This is a genomic window from Paenibacillus sp. GYB004, from assembly GCF_036577605.1.
In the GTDB taxonomy this organism is placed as follows: Bacteria; Bacillota; Bacilli; order Paenibacillales; family NBRC-103111; genus Paenibacillus_AB; species Paenibacillus_AB oceani.
Map to the genome: position 1 here is coordinate 84907 of NZ_JARBDB010000060.1, position 19422 is coordinate 104328.

At 55.7% G+C, this 19422-nt stretch carries 14 protein-coding genes; 2 read left to right on the plus strand and 12 right to left on the minus strand.

What is annotated here, in order from left to right; all coding sequences use genetic code 11:
• Nucleotides 1-5: 5 nt before the first annotated feature.
• From PV433_RS26310 to PV433_RS26360, 11 genes are all read right to left on the minus strand, one after another.
• Nucleotides 6-1499: an aldehyde dehydrogenase family protein gene (locus tag PV433_RS26310; protein WP_332075005.1), complete on the minus strand. Its 1494-nt coding sequence runs from the start codon at nucleotides 1497-1499 to the stop codon at nucleotides 6-8.
• Between the two features lie 105 nt (nucleotides 1500-1604).
• Nucleotides 1605-3062, minus strand: coding sequence for an ABC transporter substrate-binding protein (locus tag PV433_RS26315; protein WP_332075007.1), 1458 nt, complete (start codon nucleotides 3060-3062; stop codon nucleotides 1605-1607).
• A gap of 59 nt (nucleotides 3063-3121) precedes the next feature.
• The gene (locus tag PV433_RS26320) at nucleotides 3122-4216 is read right to left on the minus strand and encodes an ABC transporter ATP-binding protein (protein WP_332075008.1); all 1095 of its coding nucleotides are present in this window, start codon (nucleotides 4214-4216) and stop codon (nucleotides 3122-3124) included.
• A 15-nt stretch (nucleotides 4217-4231) separates the two neighbouring features.
• On the minus strand, nucleotides 4232-5014 hold the full coding sequence (locus PV433_RS26325; RefSeq protein WP_190930927.1) for an ABC transporter permease: 783 nt from the start codon (nucleotides 5012-5014) through the stop codon (nucleotides 4232-4234).
• Nucleotides 5011-5874 (minus strand): ABC transporter permease, encoded by an 864-nt coding sequence (locus PV433_RS26330; protein WP_332075009.1) that lies wholly within the window; start codon nucleotides 5872-5874, stop codon nucleotides 5011-5013. Before PV433_RS26330 ends, PV433_RS26325 begins: the two co-directional genes overlap by 4 nt.
• Before the next feature lie 87 nt (nucleotides 5875-5961).
• Nucleotides 5962-7056 (minus strand): ABC transporter substrate-binding protein, encoded by a 1095-nt coding sequence (locus tag PV433_RS26335; protein ID WP_332075010.1) that lies wholly within the window; start codon nucleotides 7054-7056, stop codon nucleotides 5962-5964.
• 102 nt (nucleotides 7057-7158) lie between these two features.
• Nucleotides 7159-7926, minus strand: a complete 768-nt coding sequence (locus PV433_RS26340; protein ID WP_332075011.1) for a gamma-glutamyl-gamma-aminobutyrate hydrolase family protein — start codon at nucleotides 7924-7926, stop codon at nucleotides 7159-7161.
• A 29-nt stretch (nucleotides 7927-7955) separates the two neighbouring features.
• Entirely contained in the window at nucleotides 7956-8672 is a 717-nt protein-coding gene (locus tag PV433_RS26345) for a FadR/GntR family transcriptional regulator (RefSeq protein WP_332075012.1), read from the minus strand.
• 246 nt (nucleotides 8673-8918) lie between these two features.
• Nucleotides 8919-10199, minus strand: coding sequence for an extracellular solute-binding protein (locus PV433_RS26350; RefSeq protein WP_332075013.1), 1281 nt, complete (start codon nucleotides 10197-10199; stop codon nucleotides 8919-8921).
• A 274-nt stretch (nucleotides 10200-10473) separates the two neighbouring features.
• Nucleotides 10474-11319, minus strand: a complete 846-nt coding sequence (locus PV433_RS26355; RefSeq protein WP_332075014.1) for an AraC family transcriptional regulator — start codon at nucleotides 11317-11319, stop codon at nucleotides 10474-10476.
• A 200-nt stretch (nucleotides 11320-11519) separates the two neighbouring features.
• A complete protein-coding gene (locus tag PV433_RS26360) occupies nucleotides 11520-12797 on the minus strand; it encodes an adenylosuccinate synthase (RefSeq protein ID WP_332075015.1) in 1278 nt (425 codons plus the stop codon).
• Nucleotides 12798-12910: 113 nt separating this feature from the next.
• Here PV433_RS26360 and PV433_RS26365 point away from each other — a divergent pair, with 113 nt between their 5' ends.
• Together PV433_RS26365 and PV433_RS26370 are read left to right on the plus strand one after the other, a co-directional pair.
• Complete coding sequence (locus PV433_RS26365) at nucleotides 12911-13795, plus strand: LysR family transcriptional regulator (protein WP_190930935.1); 885 nt, start codon at nucleotides 12911-12913, stop codon at nucleotides 13793-13795.
• A gap of 1289 nt (nucleotides 13796-15084) precedes the next feature.
• Nucleotides 15085-16629, plus strand: a complete 1545-nt coding sequence (locus PV433_RS26370) for a catalase (protein WP_442951577.1) — start codon at nucleotides 15085-15087, stop codon at nucleotides 16627-16629.
• A 141-nt stretch (nucleotides 16630-16770) separates the two neighbouring features.
• Here the strand turns inward: PV433_RS26370 and PV433_RS26375 are convergent, their stop codons facing one another.
• A complete protein-coding gene (locus PV433_RS26375) occupies nucleotides 16771-18462 on the minus strand; it encodes a MutS-related protein (RefSeq protein ID WP_332075017.1) in 1692 nt (563 codons plus the stop codon).
• Nucleotides 18463-19422: the final 960 nt, after the last annotated feature.

Genomic DNA, 19422 nt, shown 5'->3' on the forward strand with positions numbered 1-19422 from the left:
ATCTCCTATTCCCCTTTGCCTTTGTAAAATCCTAAAGGTTTGAGCTCCATGTTGATGTTCACTTGCTTCACTTCCGTATATTCGTCCAGTCCGAACGTACCCAGCTCGCGGCCGAGGCCGCTTTGCTTGAACCCGCCCCACGGCGCTTCGTTATAGGTCGGATGATAAGTATTTACCCACATAATGCCGGAGCGCACCTTTCTCGCTACCCGCATCGAGCGCGCCGCATCGTTCGTAAACACCGCTCCCGCCAGCCCGAATACCGTACCGTTCGCCAGGCGGATCGCTTCCTCCTCATCCCGAAAGCGCTGGACGACGAGCACCGGTCCGAAAATTTCTTCCTGCACGACCCGCATATCGGGCGTCGTGTCCGTCAGAATCGTCGGCTCGACGAAGTAACCCCGGGCGTATTCCCCTTCCGTCATCCGGCGGCCGCCTGCCGCTACAGTCGCTCCTTCCTGACGCCCGATATCGATATAAGACAATACTTTCTCCATATGCGCTTGCGATACGAGCGGGCCCATCTCCGTCCCGAGCTCCAATCCGCTGCCTACCCGAATTTGCTTCGTCCGGTCCACCAGCTCTTGCATAAACGTTTCGTAAATTTCGTCCTGGATCAGCAGACGGGAGCCTGCCGAGCACACTTGGCCGGAGCCGATATAGATGCCGTACATGACGTATTCCGCGACGATGGACGGGTCCGCATCGGCAAACACGATATTGGGCGATTTGCCGCCCAGCTCCAAAGACACTTTCTTAATATTGCCAGCAGCCGCTCTCATGACCGAACGTCCGGTCTCCGTACCGCCGGTAAAGGCGACCTTGTCCACCAGGTGGCTGGCGGCCAGCTCCGCGCCGACCGTCCGGCCTTCGCCCAGCACGAGGTTGGCGACTCCTGACGGAAATCCGACTTCCTCGATCAGCTCGAACAGCCGAATCGCCGTCAGCGGCGTTAGCTCCGAAGGCTTAAATACGGTTACGTTCCCGGCGCCGAGACACGGTGCGAGCTTCCAGGCCGCCATCATCAGCGGGAAATTCCACGGCACGATCTGGCCGCACACCCCGACCGGCTCCCGCACGACCATCGCTTGAATCGGATAAGGGACCTCATATGTTTGCCCGTGGGGCTTCGTAATCAATCCGGCGTAATAGAGGAAGCAGCTGGCCGCGCTCGATACGTCGGACTCGGCTTCCCCGAGCGGCTTCCCGTTGTTCAGCGTCTCGAGCCGTGCAAGCTCGTCCACATGCTGCTCGATTTTGTCCGCCAAAGCAAATAACAGTCTCGCCCGTTCCCGTGACGAAGTATCCCGCCACCCTGTCTCGTCAAACGTATGCCGGGCCGTTTCGATCGCACGCCGCACGTCCTCAAGCCCGCCTTCCGTCACGACGGCGATGCATTCGCCCGTAGCCGGGTTCGTAATCTCGCGGGTTTTGCCGGACAACGCCTCCACCCATTCTCCGCCGATGTACATTTTGCCGATCCCGTCGATCGCTGCCATAGCTGTTCCCTCCAATATATAGGTTCTTCCCGGGGAGCGCCCCCGAAAGGAAGTCCGATTCGCTTCAAAGACAGCCTTCGCTTTCGGGGCCCGCGGACGGACGCCTTATTCGGCCGCCGTAATGTCGCAGACGTAGATGTATTCGTCCATGCGCGGCTTCCAGTTCCACTTTTTGTTCAAGCCGTACAAGTCGTATTGCTGGAACAGCGGAATCCAGGGCAGCTCGTCGCGGAAAATGAGACACGCCATCCGGTACAGTTCCTTCCGTCGCTCCGCGTCCAAAATGTTGCTCGCCTCCATCACCATCGCGGCCATGTCGTCATGGTGGAAATCGGTCGGGTTCCACGGATTGGGAGCCATATAGGCGTTGCGGTATACTTCGTCGGGATCAAAGGTCGAATTGCCCCAGCCCACATAATACATCTGATCGTACTTATGATTGCGGAACCGGCTAATAAACTGCGGCCACGGCTGAATATCTACGTGCAGTCGAATGCCGACCTTGGCGAGCTGCTCCCCGATCCTTTGGGCGATCTCCTTATCCTGCGTAAACCGGCCGTCCGGCACTTCCAGCTTCACCTCGACCCCGTCCGGATACCCCGCTTCCGCGAGCAGCTGTTTGGCAAGCGCGGGATCGTAAGCGATAGGGGCGATTTTCGGATCGACGCCGAACGCTTGCGGATACACCGGACCGGCCAGCGGAGAACCGCAGCCGCTGAGCTCTTCCTGAATCAGCTCGCGGACGTCGATCGCATGCGCCATCGCCTGCCGCAGCTTTTTATTTTTCAATATCGGGTGATGCGTATTGATCCCCATATAAATCACGCCTACGCTCGGTGTCCCGACGACCGACAACGCCGGATCGGCCTCCACCTGCTTGCGCATCAGAGGCGGAAAGTTGGCCGCCAGATGGATCGAGCCGTCGTGCAAGCCTTGCACGCGGTCGCTTCCGTCCGGCACGGCCTGGAAAACCAGCTTGCGCACCGACGGGCTTCCCCGCCAGTAGCCGTCGTTCGCTTCCAGCTCGACCGTCCCGCCCGGCTTGTCCCAGCGGACGAACTTGTACGGTCCCGTTCCGTTCGGAACGCGGCTGAAATGCGCTTCGCCATGCTCGGCTATATACTGCGGCGGAATGATCATCAGTCCGGTCAGCTGCGCGAGCAGGTTCGGATCGGGACGATTCGTGACGACGCGAACCGTCCGGTCGTCCACGATGTCGACATGATCGATCGAGTTAAAGCGGCCGTAAGGCGGGAACTTGGGCTCGCGCTGCGGATCGACCATCCGTTCCAGCGAGAATTTCACCGTTTGCGCATCGAACTTCTCTCCGTTATGGAACGTTACGCCGCCGCGAAGACGGAATTCGATAACGGTATCGGTGATCACCTGCCAGCTCTCGGCCAGCCAAGGCTCAATGTCCATGGAAGGGTTGCGGCGGACGAGAGCGTCGTATACTTGCAGCAATATATTGGCCGTCGTCGTCTCCGAATGGGCGTACGGGTCCATCGTAGAAGCGTCCGTCCCTTGAGCGATTACGAGCGCTTGCGTATTGTGATCGTTCATTGTAATTCCTCCCGTTTCATATCCGTTTATAATGAAATGATTGATCGTTGCACCTTCGTTTACAGCAGCAGAGTGGACGCGATCGGCCATACCGCATGGACGGAGTCGCCTTCGCGCACGACGGGGGACGCTTCCGCACCGTGCATCGGCGCCTTGACCAGAAACGGCTTATCCAATCCCGGAACCTGCAGTCCGATCAGATACGATGTCCCCGTGTAGTGAACATACAGGACGGTCCCCGCAATCTGATTATGCTTGTCGGGCTCGTGCTGAGCGCCAGGTCCGCCGCTTGCCGCGAACAGCCGGACGGCTTCCGGGCGGATCATCACTGTATTGCTAGACTGCCGGCTTCCGGAATCGGCGGCTTTGATGTTCTGCCCTCCGGCTAACGTAATTTCCGGGCTACCGTTAGTTGTCTTTAGCTCCCGAACCGCGAGCAGATTCGAATCGCCGACAAAATCGGCTACGAAGGAGTCGCTCGGGCGAGTGTATACATTCTCCGGCGTATCCAGCTGGACGATATGGCCTTTATTCATCACCGCAATCCGGTCGGACAACACCATCGCCTCTTCCTGGTCGTGGGTGACGAAAATCGCGGTGAATCCGATCCGTTTCTGCAGCTGGCGAATTTCGATACGCAGCATTTGGCGCAATTTCGCATCCAGGTTGCTTAACGGCTCGTCGAACAAAACTAGCGGAGGACGCAGCACGAGCGTACGCGCCAGAGCGACGCGCTGCTGCTGGCCGCCCGACAGCTGGGCCGGAATCCGCTGCTCCATCCCGGCCAGTTGAACCGATTGCAGCGCTTGCAGCACGCGCTCCTTCACTTCATGCTTGGGCGTCCCGTGACGACGCAGCCCGAACGCTACGTTGTCGAAGATGGTCATGTGCGGGAACAATGCATAATTTTGAAACACCAAGCCGACATTACGTTTATAAGGAGCGACCCGGGTCAGTTCTTTTTCCGCCAGATGGATCGAACCGCTCGTCGGCTCCAGCAGCCCCGCTATCATCCGCAGCGTCGTCGTTTTGCCGCATCCGCTCGGGCCCAGCAGCGACACCATCTCGCCGCTTCCGACAGTCAGATCCAGATTATCGACAATGACATTGCCGCCATATTGCTTTCGAAGCTGACGCAATCGCAGTTCACTCATATAGGGACCTCCCCGTTACAAAATTTTGTTTCGTTTCAGCATCCCCATACCGATTAATCCGATCAGTACGGTGCCCAGAATAATAATGGAGGATACGGCGGCGATCGCCGGAGTCATATTAAACTGAATATCCGAGTAAATCAGCATCGGCAGCGTCACCATACCGGGCCCGGTCAGAAACAAAGCCATCACGAGCTCGTCGAACGACATGATGAAGGCGAAGAAGGCGCTGGCCATCAAGGCGGGACGCACGAGCGGGATCGTCACAAGCCGGAACGTCTGCCACGGGCTGGCGCCGAGAATAAGCGACGCCTCTTCGACCGAAGCGTCCAGCCGGGCAAAACCCGCGCTCATCGTCCGGACCACATACGGCACGGTTAATATGACATGAGCCGTCACGAGACGGAAAAAGTAGTCGCTTACTCCGAGGTTGCTGTAAAAAATGAGCAGCCCGATCCCGAACAGCAGCGTCGGTACGATAAGCGGCGATAAAAACAACGAGCGCATCGTTTCTTTGGAGCGGAATTGATACTTCTTGAACGCCAGCGCGATCAGCGTGCCGACCGGCAGCGCGAGGCAGGTCGTCGTCGCCGCGATCCAGATGCTGTTCCAGAACGGCTTGGTGTAGCGGCCGCCTGTCAGTACCTCGATATACCAATGAAACGTAAACCCTTTGGGCGGAAAGACAAGATACGAGCTCTCGCCGAACGAAGTAAACACCACGACGGCCAGAGGAGCGATGATAAACAAATAAATCAGCAGGTTGACCAGCGTCAACAAGGAGAATCGTTTCTTCATAAGATACCCGCCCCCTGCGAAGTACTGCGTCTAAGCGCCCGGTTGTACAGGTTCGTAATGACGAATACGGTGACAAGCAGGATCACGGCGAGCGCGGACGCGTAAGGCCAGTTCATCGAGTGAATCGTCTGGTTGTAAATCTCGGTGGCCATCACCTGCACCCTCGGTCCTCCGATCAGCGCCGGCGTAATATAAAAGCTGATCGAGATCGAGAACACGAGCAGTGTGCCTGCGACAATGCCCGGCAGCGACAGCGGCAGCGTCACGAACCAGAATACTTTGGCCGGGGAAGCTCCCATATTCGCCGCGGCGGACTCCAGGTTGCGGTCCATCCCTTCCAGCACGCTGTACAAGACTAGAACCATAAATGGCAGCAGCACATGAACCATCGCAATCACTACGCCAGTAGATGTGTACAGCAAATCAAGCGGTTTATCGATCAAACCAATGTTCAGGAACAGTTGGTTGAGTAGTCCTTTTCGGCCCAAAATGACGATCCAGCCAAAATTTCGGATAACAGCGCTCGTCAATAGCGGCAAAGCGATCAGAAGCAGCAGTATATATTTGCGTTTCGGATTGGAGCGGGCTACTCCGTAGGCAAGGCAATAGCCGAGGATCAGGCTGATGAAGCTGATCGTGATGCCGAGCACCAGGGTGCGCCCTAATATTTTCAAATAATGCGGATCTTTAAAAAAGGTCATGTATTGGTCGAAAACGAAAGCTTTCTCCATCATTCCATCGGGAGTCGAGCGAAAAAAACTGAAAAGCAGCAGCTGTCCTACCGGCAATATGAAGAAAAACAGCATTATCAGCGCACCGGGCGCCATCAAAATCCACTGCGGAGGCAAGCGTCGAAGCATAGGATTTCCGTCCTTTCCGTTGTTCGCGGAGGAGCTGCGGGGATAATTGGGGACAACCGTCCCCGCACCTCCTCCCGGACAACCGGATTATTTGCTGATCAGTTTATTCCACTCGGTCGTCCAGGCGTTGCGGTTCCTATTGACCACTTCCCAGTCAAGCGGCACCAGGGAGTTTACCGCCGCTTCGCCGTACGGCATAACGGCTGCCAGTTCGTCGGACAGTTTCACGTTTTTGTTGGACGGCGCGAAACCGGTCTGCTCGGCGAATGCCTGCTGAACTTCCGGCCGCAGCATATAGTTGACGAACTGCTGGGCGAGCTCGGCGTTTTTCGTCCCTTTGACAACCTGCGCGTTGATAAACGTAGCCATTGCCCCTTCTTTCGGAACGACGAACTTGATCGGTTGTCCTTTTTTGCGGAAATTGAAAGCGTATCCGGAATCGTAGGCGGCGATCCATGCTTCTTCCTGAGCGAACAGATTGCCTACGTCCGGGGTCGAAGCAACGATGGCGGCCGTATGCGGGAGAAGCGTTTTGATTTTCTCAAAGCCCGGTCCCATCCGGTTCTCATCGCCGCCGGCCAGCTTCGCGTTCATCACGGCGAACTGCAGGCCGAACGTATTCGTCAGGTCGACCAGACCCACATGCCCTTTGTATTCCGGATTCCACAAGTCGTTCCACGACGTCGGCGCTTTCGTAATTTTTTTCTCGTTATAAATGATCCCCAAAGCGTCAAACGCAATGCTCGGACCGTAGCCGCCCGGGTTCAGCGCCGCTTTGTACAGATCCTTCAGATTGGTCATCGCTTTCTCGTCGATCGGCAGGATCAAGCCTTCCTTGGCGGCTTGCACTTCCTGGCCGCCGGAGAACTGGACAACGTCGAGCGTCGGAGCGTTTTTCTCCGCACGCATCCGGACCAGTGCATCGGCCGAATACAAGGTGACGACTTCCACCTTCGCGTTGAATTCTTTCTCGAAAGGCTTGATCAAATATTCTTTCTGAGCGGTTTCATAGTCCCCGCCGAAGGAAGTGACAATCAGTTTTTTGGGAGGCTCGGAAGCTTTGTTGTCGCCGGCCTTGGCATCGGGTGTTGGCGCCGTAGCGCCCCCGCAGCCGGTAATGACGAGCAGACCGGAAAGTACGGCGGCAGCGGAAAATTTCATCCAGGATTTTTTAGCGAACATGCACAGACCCCTCCTTGAGTTGTTGAGCTTGGGCGTATCCATACGAGCTGTTGATCTTCCTCCAGAAGCTGCTTTCTCTCCACACTTTCCTGTCAATTCCTTCTACTCTCTCTTGGTTGCGGTTGCCTGCTGATTGAGCCACTGAAACGGGCGCAGGCCTGATTCGTCCTTCCGTGCAATCATTTCCGGATGCCATTGCAAAGCGAGAACATTGCTACGGTCCTTCATTGCAATCGCTTCCACAATATCGTCTGAAGATTGGCCGACAACTTCCAGCCCTTCCCCCAGCCGTTTCACCGATTGATGATGAATGCTGTTGACTTCGATTTGGGCACCGCCCAGTACAGCGCTTACAAAATGATCGGGTTTTAGCTCGATCGGATGAACCGACCGCCAAGGTTCCTTCGTCTCCCAGTGAGTCAACGTCGGATCGGCCAATTCGCCGATGTCCGCGTGCAGCGTTCCGCCGCAAAATACGTTCAGAAGCTGCATCCCTCTGCATATGCACAAAATCGGCATGTTTCTTTCGAGCGCAAGCTCCATCAACTCCATCTCGTACTTGTCGCGAACCGGGTCGATCCGATGCGAGGTCGGCTGCAGTTCTTCCCCGTACAACCTCGGGTCTACATCTTCTCCGCCTGAAAATACAAGTCCGTCAATCGTGTCCAATTGCCGGCCGATCTTGTCCCGGTCCACAACGGGCAGCGGAATCGGGGTCGCTCCCGATTGGAAGATCGCATGAATCATATCGTTGCTGAATAAGGAAAACGATTGTCTGGGGATGCCTCGTATATGTCCCCCTACCGCCTCCTCTTCCGAGATGTAATATCCGACTACGCCAATCCGGGGTAATTGCCCTGAATGCTTCATGTTGTCACCTCCTTACAGTAGCGGGTAAGTTACTCGACGAATTGGCTGAGCGCATCCAGCGTTTTGCCTACGTGCAAGCTCATCGTTTTGCCGGCCCTGTCGCCGTCTCGCCTCTCGAGAGCTTCCAGCAGGATACGGTGCATCTCGTAGCTGGCCAGCTGAATTTGCCGGTTGTAGGGCATCAGGTCGAGACCGGGATTAATCTTCGTGCGAACCTTCCTGACAGCGTTCTCAATATACGAGTTGCCGGATGCACGGGCTATCTCCAGATGGAATCGGACGTCAAGCGAACGGAACGTTTCGCGGCTGCAGTCTTCCCCGCTGCTTTTCTCGACCAATTCGCGGATCCATGCAAGATGATCCGGCGTAATCCGCGCCGCAGCCAATCTCGCCGCCTCCGGCTCGATAATCGAGCGGTACTCCAGCATTTCTTTCGTTTCGTTCCAGTTCTCGGCGATTTGCTTAATCGTCCGCTCATGCGTGTTGGCGGTAAGCGGCAGTACGAACGTTCCGCCCTTCGCCCCCAGTCGCCTTTCGATCAATCCTTTTTGTTCGAGCTCGGCAATCGCTTCCCGTACCGCGAGTCGGCTTGCTTTGAACAGCGTCGCCAGCTCCCTCTCGGGCGGCAATTGCTCGTCAGGCAGTACCTCCTTGAGGATAATCGCCTCTTCCAGCTGTTCCAGAATAAAATCACTCACTCGTTTGGGTGTTACCTGCTTGAAGCGAGCAAAGTAGGATGATTCCATCGGACTTGCCTCCACGTCTCGTTCTAATGGTATAAAGTTCGAACCTTAAACCAATAGTAGCAGTCACTTTTCGGTTTGGCAAGTTGTTTTTTTTGGAAAATGCACACAACCGTAAGAAAAAAACGCCGGCACAGCGCCCGGACAGTCTTAGACATGGTGAAACGTATCCTTTCTTTCATCGCCAAAAAGGCGAGCAGCCGAATGATTCGGCTTACTCGCCCCATAGTTCCTCTACCTCTTCGCAGGCTAAGGTTTTCTTACCTGCTCTATCGCTTTGTCCGCCCTTTCGTTCGCCTCCCGCAAGGCGCTGTTCACATCCTTTTGATTGTCCAGCACTTCGTTCATCGCTTTGCCCAACTCGCCCATTACGATCGAGTCGTACCGGGTAATCTTATACAGCGGCGCCGATTGCTGCTTAAAGATTGCGGAGACGTTTTTCCCTTTCAACGATTGCAGGTTGGCACCGAACACTTTCTCCAGATCCGGATCGGCGAGGCTCGGCAAATAGCCGTTTTTGCTAATATCCGCCTGCACTTCTTTGGACAGCAGGTAAGCGATCACCTGGAACGCCTCCTCTTTATGTTTGCTGTGCGCGGATATGCTCAAATTGTGCGAATCGACCTGAAACGACTTGCCCGGCGCGGCGTCGTAAGTCGGTGTCGTGACCATATCCCAGTTGAGCGGGGTTCCTTTTTTACTCATTTCCTCGAACGATGCAATCACGTTCCAGAATACGGACATCGCCACCGTCCCCTTGTAAAACTCCGATACGTTGATGCCGGGCCGATTGCCGGGGATGCCGTAAATCTCCTTCAAGTTTTGGAGCGCGAGCGCGAACCGCTCATGGAGCAAATTCGCCTTGCCGTCCGGCTTCACGAACGGAGTGGACAACGCCGATACGGCGGAGTACGATTCGCTCGCGTCGAGTCCTTTGTATTCAACGTTATCTTCTTTCCGGGTCATCGTCTTGGCGATCTCGATCGCCTGCTTCCACGTCATGCCGTCCTTCGGGTAAGGAACGCCGAACTTGTCGAACAAGTCCTTGTTGTAATAGGTGACGGCAAAGTTGCGGTAGATCGGCAGCGCGTACAGCTCTCCCTTCTCCCCCCACATCTTGATCGCGTCGATGGCGAGCGGATCAAGCTTGCCGACATCCAGACCTTTCAGCTTCGCCAGCTCGTTCAAGTCCAGAAGCACTTTCAAGTCCAAATAATCGGTATACCAAGGTGTGCTCGCATAAATGATATCCGGGAACGTGCCCGCCGCCAAAAGATCTTCAGGCATCTGCCCTTTCTCCCTGAGCAGCGGTTTGATCGTAATATGAGGATACTTGTTGTGAATGATGTCCATAATCTGATTTTGAATCGGAAATGCGGATTGCATGTACAACGTCAGCGTAACCGGCGACGGAGGAGCGCCCTTCCCGGCATTCCCTTCCGGCTGATTCGCGGCTCCCGGGCTCGGGCTGCAACTGACACACAGGGCCAGCAAGACAAGCGCCGGCGGCAGCGGCCAACAACGTTTCATCATCATCCCCCCATAATTGGAGTAATTTCCGTCCGTACAGCTTTATCTTAAGGAAAAGGCGCCGGGCGGTCTTTAGATGAATCCAACGAAATCGCCAGCTTCCGCGAACCAGGAAACCGCTTTCTTTCTGCCGTTTGCGAAATCAATTTGCACAATATTGACTTGCTGCCGCAGCTTCCGCACGATTGGCCGGATTCAGTCCGCCCGGACCCGGTTCGTTCCGGATACGCTCTTTCGCCCAAAGCTCACACGGTCCCCCCTGCTGCCCGCTGTTCTACTGATCCGCAGGCTCCTCCGCCGCGCTGCGCCGCTTCGCTCTCCACTGCTGCGGGCTGACTCCGTAAGTCCGTTTGAACAGCCGGGAGAAATAATGGATGCTGTTAAAGCCCGTTTCCTCGGCAATTTGCTGAATGCCCAACTCGGTATGGATCAGAAAACTCGTCGCCGCACTCAGCCGGAGATTGCTCAAATATTGCATGGGGGTCACCCCGGTCTCGCTTTTGAATACGCGTGCGAGGTAGGATGGGTTGAAATGCACCTGCAAGGACAGGGCCGCCAGATCGATCGGTTCGAAATAGTTGGACTCCATATGGCGCATTAAAGTCTGGGCGAGTTCTCTCGTCGATTTGTAATGAGCGTCGAAGACGGTCCGTTTATTCGTGCGGAGCCGGTTTTGAACGAGCCGGATGATTTTTTGAATATCGAGCAGGACGATCTCCTCATCATATTCGTCGTCGCCCGCGTACTTCGCTTCCAGGGAATGGACCAGCGCTTCTAGCGTATGGGCGATCGCAGTCATCCCGGGCGAGCTGTAATCCGCCTCCCGTTGAAGGCGATTCCATCGGATAGCCTGCTCGGCGGTCGCAAACCGGTCGTCCTCTTCCACATGAAGCTCGATAAACCAGAAGTCGATCGGCGTACGATGGCACTGAAGACGATGCGGCGTATTGGGAGTGAGCAGAAACAAGCAGGGAGCGGCACAAATATACGTCTCCCCCATCCATTCCAGATGAGCCTGTCCTCTTGTAATGTACAGCAATTCACTGTGAGGATGGGTGCCGCCGTTGTTTCCGATATCGTCCGGATGAAGCGTATGAGAATTGAACGTTCGTACACGCACGATGTATCCTCCCTTTGGAAGCCATAGATCGATCCGGCTATGTACTCCCATTTTTAGGGTGAAATCAGAAACTGTCAACCCTGCTTTCGGAGGTGAAGCCGTTTGTCCTGTTTTTTGAGGCTTTTTTATTTCTCCGGACAAACCAAAAAGCCGCTCCCTTCCTGACTTGAAGGAAACGGCCGGTTTGTTCACGTACCGTTTTACCGTGTGAACAATTGATCCCGATGAGGGCCTACCGATATTTGCTTCACCGGCACCCCGATCAGTTGTTCGAGCCGCAGCACATACGCCTGAGCTTCGGCCGGCAGTTCGCCGAACGATCGGACGCCGGAGATATCGGTCCGCCATCCGGGCATCTTCTCCAGCACCGGCTGCGCCCTCTCGAGCTTGGCGTTAACCGGGAATACGTTCGTCTCTCCCGCATCGGTCCGATAAGCGGTGCAAAACGAAATCTCGTCCAAATAACCGAGTACGTCCAAATTCGTCAAAGCCACCTCGGTCGCCCCCTGCACCATGCAGCCGTAACGCGTCGCTACCGCATCGAACGTCCCGACCCGGCGCGGCCGCTTCGTGACTACGCCGTATTCGCCGGCGTCCCCGCCGCGCTTGCGCAGCTCCTCCGCTTCCTCTCCGTGCAGCTCGGTGACGAACGGACCGGTGCCGACGCAGCTGGAGTACGCTTTCGTTACGGCCACGACACGGTCGATCGCGTACGGAGGCAGCCCCGCGCCGACCGTCGCAAAGCCGGCCAGCGTCGAGGAGGACGTCGAGTACGGGTAGATGCCGTGGTCCGGATCGCGAAGCGCGCCGAGCTGACCCTCGACCAGAATCGACTCTCCTTGCCTCCACGCTTGCTGCAACAGCTCCGTCGTATTGCAGACGTAACGCTTCAGCTTTTCGGCGTCGCGAAGCAGTTGCTCCGCCAGCTCTCCGGCCGAAAGCTGCGGTTTGCCGTACAAGTGCGGCAGCAGCACATTTTTCGATTCCAGCGCCGTCTCCAGCCGCTCCAGCAAACGATCCGGGTCGTACAAATCGGCCACCTGGACGCCAAGCTTTAAATATTTATCCGCATAAAAAGGCGCAATGCCTCTTTTGGTCGAGCCGAATTGCCTCGCTCCGAGCCGCTCCTCCTCCAGCTCATCGAACAAAATATGGTACGGCAGCACGAGCTGCGCCCGTTCGGACAGGCGGATGTCCGGCTCCGGCACTCCTTTGTTTGCCAGATTGTCCAGCTCCGCGAAAAAATTACCGGCATGAAACGCCACGCCCGGCCCGATTACATTAATCGTACCCGGACGGCAGACGCCCGAGGGCAGCAGATGCAGCGCAATTTTGCCATATTCGTTTATAATCGTATGCCCCGCGTTGCTGCCTCCTTGAAAGCGGACGACGTACTTGGACGTTCCCGCGAGCGCATCCGTTATTTTCCCTTTGCCTTCGTCTCCCCAATTGGCTCCTACGATCGCCGTTACTGGCACACCGCATTACCCCTTCCGTTCTTGTCATATTCCTGCAACACAAATTATAATGAATATGTCCCTATAAATGAAATGAATAATAATAATCTGAGATATAAAAAGGATTGATACCAATGATTGAAAATATGGAATGGTACCGGGCGTTTTACGAGGTCGCGCAAACCGGCAGTTTCTCCAAAGCGGCCGAACGGCTGTTTATTACGCAACCGGCTGTGAGCCATTCGATCAAGCAGCTAGAGTTCCGGCTCGGAGGCGCGCTTTTTTTCCGGACTTCCCGCGGGGTGAAGCTGACGGCCGAAGGCGAGGTGTTGTACAAATTCGTCTCCCAGGCGCACCATTTTCTCGAGAACGGGGAGAAAAAAATTGCCGAGATGCGCAATCTAATGGCCGGCGAAGTGAAGATCGGCGCGGGGGACACGCTGTGCCGTTACTATTTGCTGCCACATCTGGACTCGTTCCACAGGCAGTATCCGGAGCTTAAAATTCAAGTCACGAACCGGACGTCACGCGAAACGATCGCGCTGCTCAAGGAAGGGCGGATCGACTTCGGCATCGTCAACCTGCCGATGCATAGCGACGACCGGCAGCTCCATATCCGGGAAAGCATGCAGCTGCACGATTGCTTCGTCGCCGGCCGGACCGGGCGGCCCGATCCCGAGTCGCCCCGATCGTGGGACGAGCTCGCGGCGCTGCCGCTGCTCATGCTGGAGAGAGGCAGCAGCATACGCCGCTATGTCGATGCGTTCGCGGAATCGAAGGGCGTCCGGCTGCAGCCGGAGATCGAGCTCGGCAGCATCGAGCTGCTCGTCCAGTTCGCCGGCATCGGGCTCGGCATCGCCTGTGTCATCCGCGAATTCGTCGGGGTCGAGCTGGCCGACGGGACGCTGAGCGAGGTACGGCTCGCCGACCCGCTGCCCCCGCGCAACGTCGGGCTGGTCACGCTGCGCGACGTGCCCTTGTCGGCTGCGGCCCAGCGGCTGCTGGAGATGCTGCCTTAGAGGAACGTCTGCGGCAGCAAGCAGTTGAACGTCTACGGCAGTAAACAGTCGAACGTCTACGGCAGCATACAGTCGCCCGCTCCAAGACAGCTTCCTCTTCCTCACAGGCGGCTCCCTGACACATGCCGTTCTCCCCGGCGCTCATCCGGGCAAGCCGGTTCTTGCACGGAGCTGCAATTTGACGCGGAGAGTGAATCAGCGGCGGGAGCAGCTTTGCACGGGAGTTTCTTTCGTTGGCGGGTAATTGCTAGGGGTACTTTAGGCAATATGTGACTTTAGGCGGCGTGTAATTGGGCGGCAAACTCGTATGAGTCCCGGTCTTCGGTTATCCAACTTCCAATTATTACATATCCCAATCTACATTCAAAAACTAGTCCGCACTTTTGTCAGACATCGGCTCCGTAATGCGCTTGGGTCGGGATGTTCGCAAACCGCGTCTAACGAATATTACCATTCGCGCAATCTGCTATCTCGGCGACAGCATCATTAAGAGCTTTTTACACCTCTTATTTTCAACAAACTTGGGCGCCAGACAAGAATAGCGGATGTTTGAAGCTCTTATTTTCACATAAATTAAGTTTTAAGCCGATTAGGCTGGTAATAGGAGCTTCTATCGTCCGCTATTCTCCCCTATCGGCGGAAATCGTGGAAAATAGCGGTCTCCAGAGACTCTTATTCTTATCTTGCTTGCCTGTGCCGAGGGGGGTTATGAGTTTCTGGGGGCTGGGAGTCTCGGGTTGCTTGGGTTGCTTGGGGTTACTTGGGTTACTTGGGTTACTTGGGTTACTTGGGTTACTTGGGTTACTTGGGTTACTTGGGTTACTTGGGTTACTTGGGTTACTTGGGTTACTTGGGTTACTTGGGTTACTTGGGTTACTTGGGGGTCTCGGGGTTCTCGGGGTTGCTCTGTTGCTTTGGGTTGTTCGGGGTTCCTCGGGATTGCTCGGGGTTCAGCAGTTTCAGCCCTTCCAGCCCTTCCAGCCCTTCCAGCTATTCCAGCTATTCCAGCTATTCCAGCTCTTCCAGCCCTTCCAGCGGTTCCAGCAGCTCCACCGATTCCAGCGGTTCCAGCAGCTCCACCGATTCCAGCGATTCCAACGATTCTAGCTATTCCATCGGTTCGCCGTCCGCATCATGCATAATCCTCAGCGTATAGGCAGAAAATGGGTAGGATTAATGATTTTACCCAGGAGGATTGAAGCATGAACTCGGATCAGACGACACACGGAACGCATATCAGCGGTGCAGGAGGCCCGACCGACCGGCGGTTCGCCCCGCAGGAAGACGGGATGACGCTTACCGACCGGCAAGGCCATCCCATTACGGATAACCAGAACATCCGGACGATTGGCGACCGCGGACCTTCCACGCTGGAGAACTACCATTTTCTCGAGAAAATCTCCCACTTCGACCGGGAGCGCATCCCCGAGCGGGTCGTGCATGCCCGGGGCGCCGGCGCCCACGGCTACTTCGAAGCATATGGCACAGCCGGCGGCGAGCCGGTGTCCAAGTACACCCGGGCCAAGCTGTTCCAGAAGGCGGGAACCCGTACGCCGGTATTCGTCCGCTTCTCCACTGTCGTTCACGGGGGCAATTCTCCGGAGACGCTGCGCGACCCGCGAGGGTTTGCCGTCAAATTTTATACCGAGGACGGCAACTGGGACCTGGTCGGCAACAACCTGAAAATTTTCTTTATCCGTGATCCGCTGAAGTTTCCGGACATGGTGCATGCGTTCAGGCCCGACCCGGTTACAAATATCAACGATCCGGAACGAATGTTCGACTTCCTGTCCAATACGCCCGAATCGACCCATATGGTCACCTTCCTCTTCTCGCCCTGGGGCATTCCGGCCAATTACCGGCAGATGCAGGGCTCCGGCGTTAATACATACAAGTGGGTGAACGCGGAAGGCACCGGCGTGCTGGTCAAATACCATTGGGAGCCGCTGAACGTGCCGATCCGCAACCTGACCCAGCAGGAAGCCGGCGAGATTCAAGGAAAAAACTACAGTCACGCCACCCAAGACTTGTACGAAGCGATCGAACGCGGTGAATTCCCGGAGTGGGAGCTGAGCGTCCAGATCATGAGCGACGGTGAGCATCCCGAGCTCGACTTCGATCCGCTCGATCCGACCAAGCTGTGGGACCAAGAACAGTTCCCCTTCCTCCCGGTCGGCAAAATGGTGCTGAACCAAAACCCGGAAAACTACTTCGCCGAAGTCGAACAAGCCGCATTCGGCACGGGCGTCCTGGTGGACGGGCTCGATTTCTCGGATGACAAGCTGCTGCAAGGACGGACGTTTTCGTATTCGGATACGCAGCGCCACCGGGTCGGGACAAACTACTTGCAGTTGCCGATCAACGCTCCCAAAAAACATGTGGCGACAAACCAGCGGGACGGGCAGATGACGTATTTCGTCGACCGGGCCCCGGATCAGGACCCGCACGTAAACTACGAGCCCTCCTCGATCGGCGGGCTTCGCGAAGCGAAACCTGCAGGCCAAGAGCACGAGCCGGCGTACAACGAGAAGCTCGTACGACGCAAAATCGAACGTGCGAACGACTTCAAGCAAGCGGGCGAAACGTACCGCAGCTTCGGGGATTGGGAGCGGGACGAGCTGATCCGCAACTTGACGGGCGCCCTGCTCGTATGCCGGCCGGCGGTTCGCGACAAGATGATCGAGCATTTCCGGCAGGCCGACCCGGAGTATGGCCGCAGAGTGGCCGATTCGCTGGCAAAGGCTTCCCCCGAGCCGGGCCGCCTCGGGTCTGTGTCTGAACAGCAGGGCGTGGAGATGGCCGAGGAAATGGGCCGCACGACCGACGGGTACTAAGCGCGGTCCAGATCCGGCAGCCGTAAGCGCTGCCGCAGCTTCTCCCCGGACCGAATCCCAACAAGAGAGCTTCCACACCCGCAAAGCGGCTAGTGCGAAAGCTCTCTCGTTTTATTTCCGACATTCCGACAGACCGCCGTCCTAGGGGTCGATCGCTTTGCGCTCCTTCAGCGAGCTTACGATCTGCTCGAAGCTGATCCCGTACAGCTCCGCGATATCCCTCGCAAAGCTGAGTTCGCTCGGAGGTCCGGGATTCACGAGGTAGGTCCGTTTCCCTTTGGCTGCCGCAGGCCGGCCATCCCCCGATCCCAACCGCTCGACACCGGCGACCATACTGATCAGCTTGCTGTCGCCTTCCACTTCTTCGTTAATCCGCTCCACGCCCGCGGCCAGCTCCAGCAAATGCGTGGCATACACCGCCCGGCACCCTAACACGCGCATCCCTTTGACTACGTCCCGGGCCAGATGCATACTGTCCGCATGGCTCGTACTCGACAGCGATTCATTTAATAAAATAAGACTGGTCCGGGTTGCTTCGCCGAAAATTATGCTGATCCGCTTCGATTCTTCTCCCAATCGGCCGTTGTTGATATTCGGCTTCTCCTCCTCGCTGAAGTGAGTAAAAATCCGGTCAACCGGGCTGATCGCCCCGCTCCGTCCCGGCACGAAGATACCGGCCTGGAACAGCAACTGAGCGATTCCGATCGCCCGGGTATAGGTCGTTTTGCCGCCTTGATTGGGGCCTGTCAGCAAAAAAATTCTGCCGTCCGGGCCGAACTCGACATCGTTGGCGACGATCGAATGGCTAAGATCCATTCCGGGATATTGGCGGGTCAAGCCGATCGACAAAATCAGGTCGGCCATTCCTTCGAGCCGGCAGATCCGCTCATCCGGGGCGGCCGTTTCCGGCTTGCACATCTTTAATCCTGCGGCGTTCATTCTGTGCGTCAACCGGGAGGCGCCGATATAAAACCCCAGCTCCGCCTCCAGATCGGCAACGATCCTGGTATTTAGATCGATATATTTCTTCAGCGCGTTCCCAATCGGGATAATCGAGTCGTTAAACAGCTCCACTAAGATTTTGGACATCCCCGCGTCCAAGGGCGTGTGGCTCAGCTTGCGGACCGGCTGATGCAAGGAAACGCCTTCGTACGACTCCTCGCCGGACTTCAGTCCCAGCAATCGGGACACCAGGGGACGCTTCTTCACCGTCTTCGATTCGAGCGCGACAATAACCGCGTCGGCCGGCTTAAACTCGTAATCCAAGTCGATCCGGATCGTCACGCTCGACATGCTTTGCAGCTTGTTCTGGAAGTCGGGCAGCTCCTCAACAAGCGCCTGAAACGAATCTCCCTCCATCAACTGCTCGGTGAACCGAAGCAAACGCTGAAGCCCCTCGGAACGAATCTCCGACTTATATTCGGTCAAGATCCGGTTCAGCCCGGAAACGCATTCGACGTATAGGCCCAATATCTCCAGCTGCCAAGCTATATTGCGCAGCGGCTCGGCATTTTTCATATATTTCGAATGATTGTAAGTACCCAGCTTATGAAGAACGGGCAGCAATTTCTCGAAGTCGTCGCCAAGTCCGGAGACGGAGCAGAAATCTTCCATAATATCGAGACGGTACGAAATGGTGCCTGAGTCCGCGCACAATTGCAGCAGGTGCTGCCGGATAAAGTCCGAATAGCTGTAATGAAAGCTTAGTTCCTGCACGATCCGGTCGATTCCCAGATCGGTTATGGCCGACGGGGAAATATGCACGACGTCCCTGTACTGTTCCTTTAAATCTTCCGACAGCCAGAGCAGGCTGACACGTTCGGCATTTGCCATGAGCTGAAGCACCTCCACATAAACAGACGGCGGATACCGTCGTTTCGCTTGCAAGCCTTTCCATTCATTATTTCAAATCACTGGAAAATGTCAACGAAAATCAGGGGTGAATATTAGAGGACCCCAATTTCACTGTAAAGCGAGGCTTACACCCTTCTCTTTGACATGCAAACCCATACGTCAGCGCGTGGAAGGGAATGGATACCTTCGCTCCAGCCGCTCGCTCTCAATCGTGTTGCCTTCATGCGGTGGTATGGCTAACGAACCCCGCATTCGTTATCGGAGCCGAATGCGGACGTTTGAATTTGTAACGAACTCTTGTATCGTTATTCCCGCCAAATCGGATCGTTTTTTTCCACTTTCGGTTCGATAGCGATGCCTGGATTCGTTAAGTCTGGAATAACGTCGTATTTCAGTCATAAGTACGATCTGATTCGTTAGTTAGTCATCGAACCTGAGAGAACAAGAACTCTAACGGACACAGCGGTCGTTATTACGGTGAATTTCGATCCAATTGGTTTCTAGTGGACATGGATGCAACTATTTGGTGAGAAATGTTACTTTAGAGGTGGTTTGGAATAAATAAGCGCTGTGGTGACCGTTACATTTTAACAAACTGTTTTTTAGCGAAATAGCCTCCACCATGAGACTGTCGATTAAATGTGTAGAAGTGTTAACTGGCCGTTCCAAGTGAAAAGTTGCCTTCTTCTGCTCAGACAGGTTGTCCGGAATCCCTTGATTTTAAAGGATTTTAAGGTTTGGGGTTCCAGACAAAACTCACCAGAAGGCAATCTCTTCACTTTCCACTCGGTTGTTCATAATGAATCGAAAGTCTCACCATGTCCGTTAGAGTATGGTTTAGCTTACATTCCGGGCTCATCTTCGCTTTAACACGGTGAAGAACATAAACATTCTGATCTCTTTTAAGAAAAGCTTCTAAACGCCCCCCTTCCACGATGA